Source organism: Chelativorans petroleitrophicus (genome assembly GCF_025398195.1).
Classification (GTDB): Bacteria; Pseudomonadota; Alphaproteobacteria; order Rhizobiales; family Rhizobiaceae; genus Chelativorans; species Chelativorans petroleitrophicus.
This window is the reverse complement of sequence record NZ_JAODNV010000007.1, coordinates 77,529-92,142: the sequence shown is the minus strand read 5'-3', so window position 1 is coordinate 92,142 and position 14,614 is coordinate 77,529. Positions and strand designations below refer to the sequence as shown.

Sequence of the window (14,614 nt, the reverse complement as noted above, 5' to 3'; positions counted from 1 at the left end):
AAACGGCGGTATCAATGCCTATTCGGTCAGGCTCCACAAAAGCTTTACCGCCGTTGTTGGCTAAGCCAAAAATCCGCATTCAGCGCCGGATGTTCAGGATACGGATGATGAGGAAAACCGGCACCACCACCATCGCGCCGAATATGATGTAACGCAGGAAATCGCCGATGGCCTCCCATCCCATGTTCCAGATGCGCGCCACCGTGTCGCGCAGCGCATCGTAGATGTCCCAGGGCGTCCAGTGAAAGACGTTCATCAAGAAGCCGACGATCAGCGAAATGACCGTCAGCTTCACGATTACACGCAGCGGGCTGTCACCCAGGAATCTCGTCAGTGCCGACACGGCTCGCTCCTGTTGGATCGGTGTTGCGGCGCAGATATGGCCTGAAGCGCCGGAGTGCAAGCGCTTCGGCTAAATAGAGATGAAGGACGTGGGTCAGGCGACGGCTTCCGCTTCGATGCCCTGCATCTCAAATCCGAGGGCACGGCAGCGCTCGATCAGATCGGTGCGCTGATCCGTATCGAGCTCCACCAGCGGGGGCAGAAGGCGCCGCCATTCCGGATCATTCCGGAAATGGGTGACAACCGCCTTGAGCGCAGAGATTTGCGGGAAATCCTGGATGGTCTTTCGCAGCGCTACGGCCTTCTCGTGCCGTTGCGTCGCGCCGTCATCATTCCAGTTGCGGCAGAGCTCGGCTATGGTGCTCGGATTGATGTTGCAGGTGGCCGAGATGACGCCGGCCGCACCCATCTTCATGGCATCCAAAAGCCGCAGTTCGTTGCCGCAGAAGACGCCCCAGCCCGGGAACCGCTCAAGCATGGCGCTGGTATTCTGCCAGTCGCCGGAGGAATCCTTGATGCCGGCGACGACACCCGGATATGCCGTGATGAGACGCTCGATCAGATCGAGGCTGAAGCCGACCTGTGCGATCGGCGGGATGTGGTAGAGATAGATGCGCAGGGATGGATCGCTGACGCCGTCCACCACCGCGCTCACATAGCGGTAAAGCCCCTCATCGCTCACGTCCTTGTAGTAGAACGGCGGCAGCATGAGCACGCCGCCGCAGCCGAGCTCGGTCGCGCGGCGGCTCAAGGCTATCGTGTCGCGCAGAGAGCAGGTGCCGGTGCCGGGCATCATGCGCTCGGGCGGAAGCCCCTCGCCGACGAGGCGCTCGAGCAGCCCGATCTTTTCCTCGACACCAAGCGAATTGCCTTCGCTGTTGGTGCCGAAGACGGCAAGCCCGCAATCCTGCGCAAGCAGCCAGCGGCAATGCGCGATCAGCCGTGCCGCATCCGGCCGGAAATCCGGCGTGAGGGGCGTGAGCACAGGCGCCAAGGCGCCTTTCATCGGGGAGGGCATGGTGGCAATTCTCCTTTGGCGTTCTCAGGGCTTCGGTCGATGCGGCAGCTATTCATGGGCCGGATCACGCGCTCTGGCAAGGACATCTCCTGTGCGACACGGCATCGGTGAATTTGACAGTACCGGAGGGGAGTGGAAAAAATTCACATATGAGTCTGGATGCGGCTTTGGGACGGCATCCGGCCTCGGCTGATCCTGAGGAGGGGAACAGTGGTTGACATGAGCGAGCCGGTTCCAGGGGGGCCAGACCTGAAGATGCGGTGGGGCTGGATCGTGGCCCTGGGCATCTTTTTTTTGATCGGAGGCATCATCGCGCTGGGAAGCGTCATCGCGGCCACGGTGGCAAGCGTCTTCGTGGTGGGCCTGATGATGACACTCGCGGGCATTGCCGAGATTGTCCACGGCTTTCAGATGCGAAGCCGGGGCCGGTTCTTCCTGTGGATCATCATCGGCGCGCTATATGTGGCGGCAGGCTTCATCGCCTTTGCCGATCCGCTGCTGGCTTCCGCAGTGCTTACTCTCATGCTCGGCATCGGGCTGATTGCCGCTGGGCTGGTTCGCGGCATTCTGGCGGTGAGATTGCGCAAGGAAGGCGGATGGGGCTGGGTGCTGATCTCGGCGATCATCACGGTAACCGTCGGCCTCATCATCGTTGCCGGCTGGCCCGCGTCGAGCCTCTTTGTTCTTGGCATCTTCCTGGGCGTGGACCTGCTCTTCGCCGGCGCCGGCTGGATTGCGGCGGGGCTGGCGCTGCGCAACGCCCAGGACTTTACCACGTCGGCCGGGCGCTGACGCCACCGTCAACCAGAAGGTCCGCGCCCGTGATCCAGCGCGCCGCATCGGAGGCGAGGAAGAGTGCGGCGACCGCCACGTCGTCCGCCCGGCCCAGCCGGCCGAGTGGTGCCGTCTCGCGCCAGCGCTCCACGCCCTCCGGCCAAGCGTCCTCCAGTCCCTCACGCTCGATCAGGCCGGGTGAAACCGAGTTCACGCGGATACCGAGAGGCCCAAGCTCCAGCGCCGCCGCTCTGGTGAACATGACGAGAGCGGCCTTTGACGCGGCGTAATGGGCGTGTCCTGCCGCGGGCTGGTGTGCCTGGATCGAGGCGATGTTGACGATGGCCCCGCTCGGCCCTCCGCGGGCTTTGACATGCTCGGCGAAGGCCTGGGTCAGCAGGAAGGGACCGCCCGCGTTGACGGAAAACATGGCTTCCCAGCCTGCCTGCGAAATGTCCAGCAGGGCTTCGTCGGGCTGAATGCCGGCATTGTTGACAAGGATATGCACTGCGCCGAAGCGGCGGACGGCTTCTGCCATAAGGGTCTTGGCACCCGAGCGCGTGGAGATATTGGCTTCGACTGCGACAGCCTCGCCGCCCGATCTTTCGATAGCGGCAACGAGAGCTTCGGCTTGGGTGCGATTGCTTCGATAATGGCAGACCACCTTTGCGCCAGCTTCCGCAAAGCGCTTCGCGATGCCCCGGCCGATCCCGCCGCTTGCGCCGGTGACGATCGCGGTGCGGCCTGACAGGTCAAGGAGCCGGGAAATGGCGGGCGCTTCGGCTGTCATGGCTCAGCTTCCCGAGCTGGGCAGTTGCGGCAGCAATTCGCCAAGAATGGCTGCGATCTTCCTGCCGCATATGGCCGCGTTGGCAAGCACTTCTTCGACCGTGTCGGGCTTCTGGTCCGGCCCTCCGGTCGCGGCATTGGTGATGGCGGAAAGCCCGACCACCCGCATGCCGGCATGGACGGCGGCGATCACCTCCGTGACGGTGGACATTCCCACCGCATCACCGCCTGAGGCACGCAGGAAGCGCCGCTCGGCTGACGTTTCGAGCGAGGGGCCGAGAATGCCCACATAGATGCCGCGGCGGACCTCCTGTCCCGCACGTTCCACCGCCTTTTCTGTCAGCCGCAGGAGATCGGGATCATAGGCCCGGGACATGTCCGGGAAACGCAGGCCGATCTCGTCGTCATTCGGGCCAACCAGGGGATTGAGGCCGGTGAAGTTCATGTGATCCTCGATCAGCATGACATCGCCAGGGCGATAGTCCGGGTTGAGCCCGCCGGCGGCATTGGTGACGACCAGCGTCGGAGCGCCAAGGCGACGAAGCAGGTAGACCGCAAGCGCGATGTCGCGCGGGGACCAGCCCTCGTAGAGGTGCAGCCGCCCCTGCATCACGGCCACCCGCCGTCCGAACAAGGTGCCGATGACGAGCTGCCCCTTGTGGCTGGGTGCCGTTGAGACGGGGAAGCCCGCGATTTCCGCATAGGGAATGACCGTGGCCTCTTCCACCGCCTCAGCGAGATGGCCGAGGCCGGAGCCGAGCATGATGGCGATCTCCACCGGCGTACCGACGCGGTCGCGGATCGACTGGTGTGCCCTGTTCAGGCGGGCAAGCTGGCTTTCCTGCATCCTTTCCCCTCAGGCGATGCTGGCCGCAATCCTAGGCTGAAGGCTGTTCACCTCCGCGAGCGTATCCTCGATGTTGTGGCGCGTGAGCTGGCCGTCGCGCACCACCTGCACCCCGCCCACGAAGACATGCCGCACGTCCGACTTGGCCGTCGAATAGACCAGATGGGTCACCGGATCGAACATCGGCACGGCGTGCGGGCGCTGGCAATCGATCAGGATCATGTCCGCAAACTTGCCGGGTTCAAGGCTGCCGATCCGGTCGCCGGCGCACAGCGCCCTGGCGCCCGCGCCCGTGGCCATGTGGATCGCTTCGGTGGTCGATACGGCGTCCGCCCGGCCGGTATTGGCCTTGTGGATCGTTGCAGCGAGCCGCAAGGCCATCCACATGTCGAGGTCGTTGCCGCTGATGGCTCCGTCGGTGCCAAGCGCCACGTTGATCTTCGCCTCCAGCATGTCTGGCACGCGCGCAAAGCCAGAGGCGAGCTTCAGGTTGGACAGGGGGTTGTGGACCGCGGTCGTGCCCGTGCGGGCGAGGATCTCGATTTCCTCGTCGTCAAGATGCACGCAGTGCGCAAGCACGGTGCGCTCATCGAGCAGGCCGAGATGATCAAGGTGCCGGATCACCGGGCGGCCGTAGCGGCTCTCAACATCGGCCCGCTCGGCCCTGGTTTCAGCTGCATGCGTACAGAAAAGCGCGCCGTGACGGTCGGCAATCTTCTTCGCGGTGCGCAGGTTTTCAGGCGAGACCGTGTATGCGCCATGGGGCAGCACCGCCGAGAACACGTCCTCCGCATCGCCGAATTCCTCGAAGAATCGCTCGGCAGCCGCGATGCGGCCCGCAAGATCTTGGCCATTCACTCCCGGCGGATCGAAGAAGATGCCGCCGGTCGAGACCCGCATACCGAGAAGGCGCGCGGCGCGGACCGTCTCGTCCGGATACCAGAACATGTCCATCACGGTGGTGACGCCCGAAAGAAGCAGTTCCGCAAGGCCGAGCACGTTGCCGAGATAGGTGGTCTGGCGGTTCAGTATCGCGCCTTCCGCCTTCCACACGGTCTGGAGCCAGGGCTCAAGCGGCAGGTTCTCCACGAGGCCCCGGAACAGGCTGTCCGCGGCATGGCAGTGGGCGTTGACGAGCCCAGGCATGAGGATATGGCCGGAACCGTCCACCACTTGCCTTGCATTGGCGGCGAGAGGCTCCAGCTCCGCCGACGGCGCGACACGGACGATGCGGCCATTTTCCACCGCAACGCCGCCTGACTTGATGACCGTGCCATCGGCGTCACAGGTCACCACCGTGGCATCCTTGATTACCAGATCCATCGTTCCATGCTCCTCAGGCCGTCTGCCGCTTGCGCCACCAGGACAGTGCGACCAGCACCATAAGCGTTGCAAGATAAGGCATCATGTCGGTGAATTGCTGCGCCAGACCCAGGCCTTGAACGCGGAAGGAGAAGCTGTCAACCGTGCCGAAAATGGCGGCGATCAAGAAAAGCGGCAGCGGCCGCCCGCGCGTGAGAAGCACAGCGACAATGGCGATCCAGCCTCGTCCGGCGCTCATGTTTTCGACAAACAGGTTCACATTCGCGATCGATAGCTGCGCCCCGGCGAGGCCGCAGAAGGTGCCGCAGCCCACCAGCGCCCACAGCCGTACCCGGCGCGGGCTGACGCCGCCCGCTTCAAGCGCCGCCGCGTTTTCTCCGGCTGCGCGCATCCTGAGGCCGAGACGATGGCGGGCGAGGAAGATGTGGACCGCCGGCACCGCAAGCAGGGCCACATAGACCAGTGGCGACTGGCCGCTGAGCACACGGCCGAGCACCGGAATGTCCGCAATCAGCGGAATACGGACAGGCTGGAAGCCGACGATCGCCGGATCGCTGAAAGCGCCCATCACATCGAAAATCGCGCGCAAAAGATAGGTGGTCAGCCCCGCGGCCAGAATGTTGATGGCGATGGAGACCACGATGGCATCGCCTCCGCGACGCAGATGAAACTCGGCAAAGACGAGGCCGATCGCAATGCCCGCCGCCATCGCGGCAATTGCGCCGAGCCAGGGAGAGCCCGAGAAATAGGAGCCCAGAACGGCGGCAAATGCTCCTGTCAGGATGAAGCCTTCGAGCGCAATGTTGAAGACGCCCGCCCGCTCGCAAAGCGCGCCGCCCAGCGCGGCAAGCAGGATGGGCGTCACGAAGCGGGGAACCGAGGCCATGAAGGAGGCGTCGAACAGAAGGTCAAGCATCGTCCGCTCCCTTCCGCTCCGCACTGACCGAAAGCGCGCCTGACACCCGGCTTGCCACGAACAGGATGATGACAGCCTGGATGACGAGCGCGATCTCCTTCGGCACGGCCGCCGCCCTCTCCATCCCGGCAGCGCCGGTCTCGACGGCGGCGAAGAAGAAGCCCGAGAGCGGCACGGCCCAGGGAATCATGCCCACCAGCAGCACGGCAATGATGCCCGTCCAGGCATAAAGCGGCTGCACCAACATTCCGTCGATGTAGCGGTGGTGAATGCCGAACACGGCGATGGCACCGACAAGGCCTGCGATGGCGCCGCTCATGGCCAGCGTTTGAAGCGCAAGCTTTTTCACAGGCAACCCAACTGCGCGAGCGAAGTCAGGCGAAAGTCCGTTGAGACGTGCGTGATAGCCGTGGAGCGTGGCGTGGCTGTAGATGACTGCGAAAATGGAGGCGGCGGCAATGAACAGAATGCCGATGTCGAGCCGCGTTCCGGGAAAGTAAGGCAGCCAGGTTTCCTGCGGCACGAGATGCGATTGTAGCATGCCGGAGGGCACGTCCCGGAACGGGTGCGCCACCAGATAGGAGGCGATGTAGCGTGCTGGATAATTGAGGAGCAGCGAGCCGACAAGAAGCGGCACGCCGACGTAAAGCTGCAGCACTCCTGCCAAAAGCGCCCACAGCGCGCCCGCCAGCATGGCGGCCAGAACGGAAACCGCCAGCACCAGAAGCGGTGGGCCGGGAAGCAGAATGGCCGTCAATGCGGCCACCAGCCCGCCCGCAACAAGCTGCCCTTCGCCGCCGATGTTGAACAGCCCGGCCCTGAAACTCAGCAGCACCGAAACGGCCATGCCGATGATGATCGCCGCGCGTGAAAGCGTGGTCATCAGATAAGCATAGCGCCGCCCGCCGAAGGCTCCCGACCAGAAGCCCTGCAGCGCCTCGCCGACGGGCGCACCCACCATCAGCATCAGGACAAGGATGACGGCAAGGATGGCCCCGGCGACGCCGAGCCAGGACAGGAGATCCCCCGCCAGAAGCGTGCGGTAAATGTGTTTACGCATGTGCCTGCCCACGGCGTGCTGGCAGGGGAAAGAATGGGTGCCATGTGAACGAGCCGTTCATATTCATGCCACCTCCGGCAGCAGTTCGGCGGCGCCCGAGGTCATCATACTGCCGATCCGTTCGGGGTCGGCCTCCGCGCCGCTCACCTCTCCGGCAAAACGGCCATCGAACATGACAAGAATGCGGTCGGACAGCGCAAGGATCTCGTCCAGTTCGGAGGAGACGAGAAGCAGGGCATGACCCTCGCCGCGCAGGCGCAGCAACTCGCCATGGATGAAATCGATGGCCCCGATGTCCACGCCCCAGGTGGGGTTTTCAGCAATGATGAGAGGCGTGCCGCGCTCAAGCTCGCGCCCCACCACGAGCTTCTGCTTGTTGCCGCCGGAAAGTGTGGCCGCTGGCACAGATGGGCCAGCGGCGCGTATGCGATAGCGCTCGATGAGCATCCGGGCGAAGCGCGCCATCGCCTTGCGGTCGAGAAAGGCGCCACGCGTGAAGGCTGTCCTGTCATCGCGCCCGGCATTGGCATTCTCGCTGATGGAGGCGGCAAGAGCGAGCCCCACGCGCTGGCGGTCTTCGGGGATATAGCTCATGCCAGCGCGGCGCCGCGCCTCCACGTCAAGCGCCTCTATGGGGCGGCCAAGAAGGCTGATGGAGCCTGAAAGTGGCCGCCGCAGCCCCGTCAGTGCCGCAATGAGCTCCGCCTGGCCATTGCCGCTGACACCTGCGATCCCAACAATTTCTCCGGCCCGAACCGAAAAGGAGAGGGGGCCTACCGTTCTGCCGCGGCCTGCCACCTCCAGCCTCTCGACCGAAAGCACCGTGTCTCCTGCCACCCGCGCCGTCCGCTGGCGCGGGGCGGGAAGTCCTCCGCCGACGATCTGCCGCGCGATTTCTTCTCGTGATGTGGCCGAAAGAGGGCCGGAGGAGACTAGATGTCCGCCGCGCATGACGCTCACCCGGTCGGCGCTTTCCATCACCTCATCCAGCTTGTGGGTGATGAGCACCACGGCGCGCCCTTCATCGCGGAAGCTTTTCAGAACGCCGAACAGCCGCTCCTTCTCGCGCGGCGTCAGCACCGAGGTGGGTTCATCGAGGATCAGCAGGCGGGAATCGCGGTAAAGCAGCTTCAGGATTTCTACCACCTGCTTCTCGCCCACCGAAAGCGAGTCCACCCTGCGATCGAGGGGAAGCGTTATGCCGTGCGCCTTGGCTCTCGCGGTAAGGAGCCGTCTCGCGCGGGCAAAATCCACAAAGCCTAAGCGGCCCACCGGCTCGGCGGTGAGAACGATGTTTTCCAGCACCGTCATGGAATCCTGCAGCATGAAGTGCTGGTGCACCATGCCAAGACCGGCCGCGATCGCCTCCTGCGGGGATGCCCAGTGCCGTTCGTTGCCGTCCAGCAGAATCTTTCCCGCCTCCGGCTGCACAAGGCCGAACAGTGCATTCATCAGCGTCGTTTTCCCGGCGCCGTTCTCGCCGACGACGGCGTGAATTTCGCCCGGCTCGATCGTTAGCGAGACGTTGTTCACGGCGACAAGGTCGCCAAAGCGGACGGTGATACCGGAAAGAACGGCGCGCATGGGTAGAGGCTGGGCTTTTTCAGGATTGGGCAAAAGGGTGCGGAGCCGGCCCACTCTTACTCATTCTTTCACCTGCACTCTGCCGCCTGGAGGTGCCCGTCACTGGGCAAACATCGGGTCCTGCAGCTCCAGCGAGCCGTCGATGATGCTGGCGGCAACCTCGCGCACCTTCTCGATCACCTCCGGATGCTCCGCAATCAGGCACTGGCTGTCGGCAAGCAGGTCCCCTTCCAGAGCAAGCGTCGACATGCCGCCCTCCTTCAGGCCCAGCGACATGACGATATCATGCTGGCCTTCCAGAATGTCGCCGATCGCTTGCACCACGGCGGTGTCGACGCGCTTCAGCATCACATCGACGATGTGGCCGGGTGTCGAGGGGCAGTGGTTCACATCGACGGTGAACACCTTGAAGCCTTCCTCGCGCGCTGCCTCGAACACGCCGAAATCGCCGCCCGAGGTGGCCGAGAGGATATAGTCCGCGCCCGCAGCGTGCATGGCAACGGCCTGCTCCTTCGCACGGACCGGATCGGCAAAGGGGTTTTCGCCGCCGACCCAGCGCACGTCCACTTCCGTGTCGGGAGCGACCGAGCGGACGCCCTCGGCGTAGCCGTCGGTATGGCGATGGAGGAAGGGAATGTCGAGCGCGCCGACCACGCCCACACGGCCCGTCTCGGACAAGAGGCCAGCCTCGACGCCCAGGAGGTAGCTCGCCTCATATTCGCGGAAAACGGCGCAATGCACGTTTTCCGGCCGGTCCTCTATGCACTGGTCGACAATGAGAAATTGCGTATCCGGCGCCGTGGGCGCGATCTGGCGCACAATGTCGTTGAACTCGAAACCCAGCAGAACGACGATGTCGGCCCCCTCGTTGACGGCGGCGTTCACGTTTTCCAGCCGTTCGGCGGCCGTGCGGCTTTCATAGGTGCGCACCTCGGCACCATATTCCTCGCCCGCGGCCTCAATTCCCTTCTGCCCGAGCTGGAGGAAGGCGTTGACGCCGATCGGGTCAGGCGAGACGTAAACGAAGAACCTGTCCTGCGCCGCAGCCGCAGTGCTTATCAGCGCGGCACCCGCCGCTGCGTAAAATGCCTTCCGCAATGACATGGCTCTTCCTCCTGTCTGGCCTCGCCCTGGCCGGGCAGCGTTCTTTGACAGATAACAGGGGATTTCTAACAATTGTCAAGGAAGGTGAGTTTTGCTGATTTCATCGAGAAGGACTATTTCATGGCGCCGCAATGGTACGTCCCGTCGAAGGGTGCCGAAGAGTTCTGGACCACGGAACGCTGCTACATCACGGAGCTCCTGAACGATCCGGCTTCTCCCGAAGCGTCGCTTGCCATTGCGAGGGTGGAACCGGGTGTGACGACAGAGCTGCACAAGCTTTTGGGCATCTCCGAGCGTTACATCATCAGGAAAGGCGAGGGGACCGTGGAGATAGACGGCGTGCAGCAGGCGGTCCGGAGCGGAGACCAGGTGATCATCCCCGCCAACGCGCCGCAGCGCATCACCAATACGGGCGAGGGTGATCTCGAGTTCTACTGCCTCTGCGTGCCGCGCTTCCGGCCAGAAAGTTATGTGAGCCTCGAAGGGTAGACTTCAGGCGCCCAGCTCGATGGAGCGTTTCTTGGCCGCTGCCACGGCCTCCCGCATGAGGCTCTTCAGCCGGTCCTCTCCCATCAGGACCGAGAGCGCCGCGGCCGTCGTCCCTCCTGGGCTTGTCACCTGCTCTCGCAGCCTTGCCGGGTCCTCGCCGCTTGTCTTTGCAAGCGCGGCCGCGCCATAGATGGTCTGCATCGCCAGCAGCCGGGCCGTTTCGGCAGGCAGGCCCGCTTCCTCGCCAGCCGCCATCAAGCATTCGATGAAGTGGAAAAGATAGGCGGGACCGGAGCCGGAGACGGCGGTGACTGCGTCCATCAGCGCCTCGTCCTCTACGGTCGCGACCGCACCGTTGGCCGAAAGCAGATCGCTGACGAACTCTCTTGCCTCGGGCCGCACGCGGGCGTTTGCGAATAGAACCATCACGCCTTCGCCAATGGCAGCTGGCGTGTTGGGCATACAGCGGATGATGGCGGCATCAGTGCCCAGGATGTCCTCGAACGTGGCTATGCTCGTGCCTGCCGCGACGCTAAGAAAGGTCGCATCCGGCATGAAGCGGCGATAGGCGGGCACGACGTCGCGGATCATCTGCGGCTTGACGGCGAAGACGACGAGATCGGCCGTACTCGCCTCCAATTCCTCGGGTGCCGCAGCGGCATGGATGCCGTGGCTCACGGCGCGGCTGCGCAGGGTTTCATTTGGCTCCACCACCGCTATCTCACCGGCCTTCAGCTTGCCAGCCGCCAGCCAGCCCTTGAGCATGGCGTAGCCCATATTGCCGCAGCCGACGAGAATGATTGTCTTGCCCATCGGGACCTCCTTGTCGCGGAGAAGGAATGGCGCTTTCGCGCGCGCGATGCAACCGCCGTCAGTGGTTGAATTTTCCGGAGACGGGAAAGCGCGCCGCCAGCCTGAGACCGAACAGCGCGAAAACCAGGAGCAGCCACACCGGATCGGCCCGGCGGAAGAAGAAGCTTTCCAGAAATGCGTTGAGCAGCGTGAAGGTTACGATCATCAGGAAGAGATCGGCCAGGAGGACATTTTCCTTTAGGGGCGGCACGCGCAGAAACTCGCGCAGAGGGGCGGCGATGAAAGCGAGAACGGCGACCAGGAGCGCCGGCAGCCCCATGGTGATCGCCAGATCCAGATAGCTGTTGTGGCCATGAACGATGGCTCGGATGTCCCACTCAGTGTCGAAATGATAATCGGAAAAGAGCACTGTGCCCGTGCCCCAGAAGCCGTCGAGGCCGTAGCCGCTTAAAGGGCGCCTGGCGAGCATCTCGCCCATATATTCCCAAAGCGTGGTACGGCCGGTGTAGGTGAGATGTGGCAGAAATTCCCGGTGCAGGGCCGCGAGCGGTTCTATGAAGACGATCCCCAGGGTGGCGAGCCCCGTGCCGGTCAGCGCTATGAGCACCAAAACCGGCGCGAGAAAGCGCAGGCCGAACAGCGCTGGGCCCATCACCATGAGGATGGTAAGCGGCACTGTGCCGAGCGTGGTCTTCGAGCCCGCATTGGCTATGAAGGTCATGGCAAGCACGATTATGAGCGCGCCGCAAAGACGCCAGCCCCGCCGCCAGAGAAAGATCCCGGCAAAGGAAAGGCAGGCCATGACCGGAGCGGCGGAGTTCTTGTGGGGAAAGCTGCCGCGCCACAGGCCCGCATGCTGCGGCTCCGCTCCCTCCGCGCCGTGAATCGCCACATCAGGCATGACCAGGACGCCGAAATAATTGAGGCCAAGGATGGCGAGCGCCGCACAGGCGAGCATGGCTGAAAAGCCGTCGGCATCGCGCGGAAGCGTGAGCGCGGCGAGCATGATCAATATGCCGATCAGGGTCAGGATTGCCGTCCGCATCGCGGCTGGCGGGTAGGGGGCGTTCAGCACCGAGAGCGCGAAGAAGAAAAGAAGCAGCAGCCACCATGGGCTGAGCAGGGCCGCGACCACCCTGCGATCAACCAGCATGAAGAGGGTAAGGACCGCCAGGGCGCCCAGCGAGCCGTAGCCGAGTTGGTTGAAAATGTCGCCCCCGCTCTGCACGTCCGGCCCCGACGGTTGAAAGGGACGGAAGGAGATGACGGCGAGCGAAAGGAGAACCGCGGCAAGCCCGGTGGCAAACCAAGCGGCTGCTTCCGCAGGCAGCGCCAGGCGCTCAGTTCTTCTCGGGCTCGCGATATTGCTCATTTGTGTAGCCGAATTCCGCCATGACGCGGCCGAGGCCGATATAGACGGGGTACATGGCGATGGAGGCCGAGCCAGTTGCGACAAGCCGGCATGCGCCGCGCAGCGGGGAAAGTGCCAGAAGCGCCAGGCTCTTGACCAGCACGCGCAGGGCGCCGAGCCGTTCGCCGGCCCTCTGCCTTTTTTCCACCAGCGTCGAGATGACGCCGTTGCGCAGGCTGCGCGCGCGGATCCAGTCGGGCTCGAGCCGTCGCGCAGGCACGGTCTCGTGGACGACGGCCTCCTCGGACCAGGCGAGCCGGAAGCCTTTCTTCGCCGCCCGCATTAGAAAATCCGCGTCGCCACCTCCGAGAAAGTTGAAGGCGGGGTCCATGAAAGGCCTCTCCATCCGTTCAAGCACGTGGCGGCGGATGAGAAGGTTGCCTGATCCGTAGAGCGCCGGGACCACGCCGCTTTTGGCATAGGCCGGCTGGAAGATCGGATGGGCCTTAAGCCGCTCCGGTACCCCTTCGGCAAAGCGCGGCAGAACCGGGCCCCCGACAATGTCTGCGTCAAAGGCGTCGGCCGCCCTGCACATGACCTCGAGCCAGCCTGCGGTGACGGTCTCGTCGTCGTCCACGACCAGCAGGGAACAGAAGCAGGGAAAGGCCTCCAGAGCCGTTTGCCAGCCCGCATTGTAGGCTGAGCAGTTGCCGCGTTCGTGAGCAACGATCACGAGGCCGGAGATTTCACCGCTCAGGAACAGGGGGGCTGCCGCTTGCGCCCCCTGGCGCTCTTCGGCCTCGTTCTCGACGACAATGACGGCAAAACGTCTATCCGTCTCCTGGGCGGCGATGGATCGAAGCGTCTTTAAAAGGTGCTCAGGCCGCCTGAAGGTTGGCACGGTCACCACGCACTCCATCCCGTCCGCCGCAAGCTGAGGCGTGCGCGCGAAGATGGAGACGGCGTTCGTCCCGGCGTACGGTTTCAAGGCCTGCCCCGCCAATGGTCAGAAACGCTCCCATGAGAACGGCTCCCGATTAAGCTTCCGTTAAACACCTTCCGCATGAAAGCGTGATTTTTCTTGCAGTGCGTGTTGTCAGCGGCGGTCTTAATCAAGACTTCAGGAGGAGCCTGATATGAGGGCGCAACAGGAAGGCAGAATGCGTCCGCCGTTTGCAACTTCAATCGACCCCCAGCAGGAGGCTGGAACCAGCCGTGAAATGCGGAGCGCCGGACCCGGCGCACCATTCGCCTTTTGCCAGTTGAATGGGACGATCTTGCCATGACTGCGCGGGCGGGAATGCAGGAGTTAAGCACGGCCGGATCCGTGACGCCGCTGAACGGCGCCGCTCTGGTCACAGCCAGCTATTCCACCGATTTCGAGCGCTGCCGGCTGCTCTGCGAAAGCGTGGACCGCTTCGTGACCGGTTTTCAGACGCACTATCTGCTGGTGGCGGGCTTCGATACCGCCCAGTTCCGCAAGCTTGAAAGCCGCAACCGGGTGGTCATCGACGAGCGCGATCTCCTGCCTTCCTGGTTGCACAGCCTGCGCGACCCGACCAGCCTTTTCCGCCGCCATATATGGCTCAGCACGCGCACGCCGCCGTTGCGTGGGTGGCATGTGCAGCAGCTTCGCCGCATTGCGCTTGCCAGCAAGGTGCCCGAGGCGGCACTGCTTTATTGCGATTCGGACGTGTTTTTTCTCAAGCCTTTCGATCTTTCCTGCCTCTGGCGGGACGGGGCGTTGAGGTTCTACCGGCAGGATGGCGGGCTGCCGATCGAGGACGGGGCAGGGCACGTGGACTGGCACGCAAATGCCGGCTTTACGCTTGGCCTTCCGGAGAAAGCGACCGAGCTGCACGACTACATCTCGAACTTGGTCCACTGGCGCCGGGATACGGTCCTCGCCATGGTCCAGCATATCGAGAACGTTCATGGTCGCCATTGGGTGGAGGCCGTCGCCGCCAGGCGGCATTTTTCCGAATGCATTCTCTATGGCCGCTATGTGGATGAGGTGCTTTCGGGCGACGGCCATTTCCACGCCGATGTGCCGCTTGCTCTCACCTACTGGTGGGGGCCGAGCCTGGACGAGGAAGGATTGCGCCGGCTGATCGGCTCCATGAGACCGGAACAGGTGGCCGTCGGAGTCCAGTCCTTCACCGGGACGGATCTCGATATGCTCCGCCGGCTGATCACCTAGAGGG

General features: G+C 63.7%; 15 protein-coding genes. 3 read left to right on the top strand and 12 right to left on the bottom strand.

Features of this window, described 5'->3' with window-relative positions; genetic code table 11:
- Positions 1-79: 79 nt before the first annotated feature.
- Both NYR54_RS06545 and NYR54_RS06540 read right to left on the bottom strand, forming a co-directional pair.
- On the bottom strand, positions 80-343 hold the full coding sequence (locus NYR54_RS06545) for a DUF6460 domain-containing protein (RefSeq protein ID WP_261514808.1): 264 nt from the start codon (positions 341-343) through the stop codon (positions 80-82).
- Positions 344-436: 93 nt separating this feature from the next.
- Positions 437-1,360: a dihydrodipicolinate synthase family protein gene (locus NYR54_RS06540; protein ID WP_261514807.1), complete on the bottom strand. Its 924-nt coding sequence runs from the start codon at positions 1,358-1,360 to the stop codon at positions 437-439.
- Positions 1,361-1,579: 219 nt separating this feature from the next.
- On the opposite strand from NYR54_RS06540, the gene NYR54_RS06535 reads away from it, so the two are divergent.
- The gene (locus NYR54_RS06535) at positions 1,580-2,152 is read left to right on the top strand and encodes an HdeD family acid-resistance protein (RefSeq protein WP_261514966.1); all 573 of its coding nucleotides are present in this window, start codon (positions 1,580-1,582) and stop codon (positions 2,150-2,152) included.
- Here the strand turns inward: NYR54_RS06535 and NYR54_RS06530 are convergent.
- The 7 genes from NYR54_RS06530 to NYR54_RS06500 all read right to left on the bottom strand — a co-directional run bounded on the left by NYR54_RS06530 (position 2,130) and on the right by NYR54_RS06500 (position 9,757).
- Complete coding sequence (locus tag NYR54_RS06530) at positions 2,130-2,924, bottom strand: SDR family NAD(P)-dependent oxidoreductase (protein ID WP_261514806.1); 795 nt, start codon at positions 2,922-2,924, stop codon at positions 2,130-2,132. The genes NYR54_RS06535 and NYR54_RS06530 overlap by 23 nt on opposite strands.
- A 3-nt stretch (positions 2,925-2,927) precedes the next feature.
- Positions 2,928-3,770 (bottom strand): purine-nucleoside phosphorylase, encoded by an 843-nt coding sequence (locus tag NYR54_RS06525; RefSeq protein WP_261514805.1) that lies wholly within the window; start codon positions 3,768-3,770, stop codon positions 2,928-2,930.
- A gap of 9 nt (positions 3,771-3,779) precedes the next feature.
- On the bottom strand, positions 3,780-5,093 hold the full coding sequence (locus NYR54_RS06520; RefSeq protein WP_261514804.1) for an amidohydrolase family protein: 1,314 nt from the start codon (positions 5,091-5,093) through the stop codon (positions 3,780-3,782).
- Positions 5,094-5,106: 13 nt separating this feature from the next.
- Positions 5,107-6,009: an ABC transporter permease gene (locus NYR54_RS06515; protein WP_261514803.1), complete on the bottom strand. Its 903-nt coding sequence runs from the start codon at positions 6,007-6,009 to the stop codon at positions 5,107-5,109.
- A complete protein-coding gene (locus NYR54_RS06510; protein ID WP_261514802.1) occupies positions 6,002-7,069 on the bottom strand; it encodes an ABC transporter permease in 1,068 nt (355 codons plus the stop codon). The genes NYR54_RS06515 and NYR54_RS06510 overlap by 8 nt, the downstream gene beginning before the upstream one ends.
- Before the next feature lie 63 nt (positions 7,070-7,132).
- Positions 7,133-8,707: an ABC transporter ATP-binding protein gene (locus tag NYR54_RS06505; RefSeq protein ID WP_261514801.1), complete on the bottom strand. Its 1,575-nt coding sequence runs from the start codon at positions 8,705-8,707 to the stop codon at positions 7,133-7,135.
- A 45-nt stretch (positions 8,708-8,752) separates the two neighbouring features.
- Complete coding sequence (locus NYR54_RS06500; RefSeq protein WP_261514800.1) at positions 8,753-9,757, bottom strand: BMP family ABC transporter substrate-binding protein; 1,005 nt, start codon at positions 9,755-9,757, stop codon at positions 8,753-8,755.
- Positions 9,758-9,841: 84 nt separating this feature from the next.
- Here NYR54_RS06500 and NYR54_RS06495 point away from each other — a divergent pair, with 84 nt between their 5' ends.
- The gene (locus tag NYR54_RS06495; protein ID WP_261514799.1) at positions 9,842-10,246 is read left to right on the top strand and encodes a cupin domain-containing protein; all 405 of its coding nucleotides are present in this window, start codon (positions 9,842-9,844) and stop codon (positions 10,244-10,246) included.
- A gap of 3 nt (positions 10,247-10,249) precedes the next feature.
- Here the strand turns inward: NYR54_RS06495 and proC are convergent, their stop codons facing one another.
- The 3 genes from proC to NYR54_RS06480 are packed head-to-tail and all read right to left on the bottom strand — an operon-like array spanning position 10,250 to position 13,329.
- Positions 10,250-11,059, bottom strand: a complete 810-nt coding sequence (gene proC / locus NYR54_RS06490; RefSeq protein WP_261514798.1) for a pyrroline-5-carboxylate reductase — start codon at positions 11,057-11,059, stop codon at positions 10,250-10,252.
- Between the two features lie 58 nt (positions 11,060-11,117).
- On the bottom strand, positions 11,118-12,431 hold the full coding sequence (locus tag NYR54_RS06485) for an O-antigen ligase family protein (protein ID WP_261514797.1): 1,314 nt from the start codon (positions 12,429-12,431) through the stop codon (positions 11,118-11,120).
- The gene (locus tag NYR54_RS06480) at positions 12,400-13,329 is read right to left on the bottom strand and encodes a glycosyltransferase family 2 protein (RefSeq protein WP_261514965.1); all 930 of its coding nucleotides are present in this window, start codon (positions 13,327-13,329) and stop codon (positions 12,400-12,402) included. Before NYR54_RS06480 ends, NYR54_RS06485 begins: the two co-directional genes overlap by 32 nt.
- A 363-nt stretch (positions 13,330-13,692) precedes the next feature.
- Here NYR54_RS06480 and NYR54_RS06475 point away from each other — a divergent pair, with 363 nt between their 5' ends.
- Complete coding sequence (locus NYR54_RS06475; protein ID WP_261514796.1) at positions 13,693-14,610, top strand: DUF6492 family protein; 918 nt, start codon at positions 13,693-13,695, stop codon at positions 14,608-14,610.
- Positions 14,611-14,614 lie beyond the last annotated feature (4 nt).

What these genes read in the sequence shown, in the direction of transcription:
- NYR54_RS06500 (WP_261514800.1), bottom strand. Translation starts at nt 9,757, where the DNA reads ATGTCATTGCGGAAGGCATTTTACGCAGCGGCGGGTGCCGCGCTGATA.
- proC (WP_261514798.1), bottom strand. Translation starts at nt 11,059, where the DNA reads ATGGGCAAGACAATCATTCTCGTCGGCTGCGGCAATATGGGCTACGCC.
- NYR54_RS06520 (WP_261514804.1), bottom strand. Translation starts at nt 5,093, where the DNA reads ATGGATCTGGTAATCAAGGATGCCACGGTGGTGACCTGTGACGCCGAT.
- NYR54_RS06480 (WP_261514965.1), bottom strand. Translation starts at nt 13,329, where the DNA reads ATGGAGTGCGTGGTGACCGTGCCAACCTTCAGGCGGCCTGAGCACCTT.
- NYR54_RS06515 (WP_261514803.1), bottom strand. Translation starts at nt 6,009, where the DNA reads ATGCTTGACCTTCTGTTCGACGCCTCCTTCATGGCCTCGGTTCCCCGC.
- NYR54_RS06475 (WP_261514796.1), top strand. Translation starts at nt 13,693, where the DNA reads ATGACTGCGCGGGCGGGAATGCAGGAGTTAAGCACGGCCGGATCCGTG.
- NYR54_RS06540 (WP_261514807.1), bottom strand. Translation starts at nt 1,360, where the DNA reads ATGCCCTCCCCGATGAAAGGCGCCTTGGCGCCTGTGCTCACGCCCCTC.
- NYR54_RS06510 (WP_261514802.1), bottom strand. Translation starts at nt 7,069, where the DNA reads ATGCGTAAACACATTTACCGCACGCTTCTGGCGGGGGATCTCCTGTCC.
- NYR54_RS06535 (WP_261514966.1), top strand. Translation starts at nt 1,580, where the DNA reads ATGAGCGAGCCGGTTCCAGGGGGGCCAGACCTGAAGATGCGGTGGGGC.
- NYR54_RS06485 (WP_261514797.1), bottom strand. Translation starts at nt 12,431, where the DNA reads ATGAGCAATATCGCGAGCCCGAGAAGAACTGAGCGCCTGGCGCTGCCT.
- NYR54_RS06525 (WP_261514805.1), bottom strand. Translation starts at nt 3,770, where the DNA reads ATGCAGGAAAGCCAGCTTGCCCGCCTGAACAGGGCACACCAGTCGATC.
- NYR54_RS06530 (WP_261514806.1), bottom strand. Translation starts at nt 2,924, where the DNA reads ATGACAGCCGAAGCGCCCGCCATTTCCCGGCTCCTTGACCTGTCAGGC.